The 1300-nt window shown below is 63.0% G+C and carries 2 protein-coding genes; both read right to left on the bottom strand.

What is annotated here, in order from left to right; translation table 11 throughout:
* Window positions 1–216: 216 nt before the first annotated feature.
* Complete coding sequence (locus tag MLGJGCBP_RS21595; protein WP_160097953.1) at window positions 217–975, bottom strand: SOS response-associated peptidase; 759 nt, start codon at window positions 973–975, stop codon at window positions 217–219.
* Window positions 976–1018: 43 nt separating this feature from the next.
* The coding region (locus MLGJGCBP_RS21590) for an Lsr2 family DNA-binding protein (protein WP_201453152.1) at window positions 1019–1300 on the bottom strand (282 nt) is incomplete at its 5' end.

Here is a 1300-nt window from a genome sequence, read left to right as displayed (position 1 = left end):
CGGGAGCACGACGACTCCGACGGGGATCAAGCCGCGGCGTAACTCCCGTTGGACTCAAACACCTTGACAAGTTCCGCTCGGCAAGGGTCGCTCGCGGCGACTTTTCTGGTGTGGTACCCGGGGTATGAGCGCCACCGTCAGCCTCTTCAACAGCCGACTAACCGGTGGTATTCCGCCGCAAGGCGCATCTGTCGCAGCACGGGCTCACATTGGTGGTCAGTGGTCGCCTTCGGTCTCGATCGGCTTGACGAGGTCTTCGCCGTTGTTTCGGACGTTGTTGACGGCCTTGGACACCGGGTAGATATCCAGGCTGCCTGGGGCCGGTGGTGCCATCAGAGTGCGTGCGTAGTCGACGTCGGTGTTGGCCGGGTCGAGCCAGTCCGCCCAGTTTTCCGGAGTCACGCTCATCGGCATCCGGTCGTGGATGTGTCCGACGTCGTCGGTGGAATTGGTCGTGATTACCGAGAAGGTGACCAGCCAGGCGTCCGGGTCGTCATCGGGGACGTCGTGGTTGCGCCAGAAGTCGTAGATGCCTGCTAACGGCAGGAGATCAGTCTCGGCTGGGTGGATGTAGTACGGCTGCTTGAGCGGTTTCCCCGATTTACCGACCTCGTCGGTCGGGAACCACTCATAGAACCCGGAGATCGGGATGATTGCGCGCCTGGATTTGAAGCTCTGCCGGTATGCAGGTTTCTCGTGCACTGTCTCGGCGCGGGCGTTGATCATGCGTGAGCCGATCTTCGGATCCTTGGCCCAGAACGGCGTCAATCCCCATTTGAGATTGCGGAGCTGGCGCTGAGGCTGCGTCTGGTCCTCAGCCTCGTCCTTCGGTACGCGGGCGATCACTACCGGTGAGGTCTTCGTAGGCGCGACGTTGTAGTCCGGCGCCATCTCCAGGTCGGCCCGATCGGGGTCGATCTCGAAGGTCTCGAGCAGCGTGCTCCGGCTCTTCGTCGATGCGTAGCGACCACACATACCGACAGCCTGCCACGACCCACCGACGCGAGGGGCAGGGTCGTCAGTGGGCGTCGTGGTAGGCCTGCTCGAGCTCCGCGGGAATGCGGCCGCGGGAGGAAAGTTCGTAGCCTTGCTCGATTGCCCACGCGCGGATCTTCTCCGTCTCGCCTCGCGGCGGCCTCACAGCCGAGGGATTAGCCCGCCGGTCCGAGCGGTGTTTGCGGCCGCCCACGCGGGTGGAATGGGCAATGTAGTACTCGAGCGTCGGTTGCGTCCATGAAGATGGTGTACGAGCTGGGGATCGGAAGTACCGGCGTGTCGTAACCAGAAGATAGGCGGTCAT

Source organism: Rhodococcus sp. T7, from assembly GCF_009872365.1.
Classification (GTDB): Bacteria; Actinomycetota; Actinomycetes; order Mycobacteriales; family Mycobacteriaceae; genus Rhodococcus_F.
This window is presented reverse-complemented; position numbering and strand designations above follow the sequence as displayed.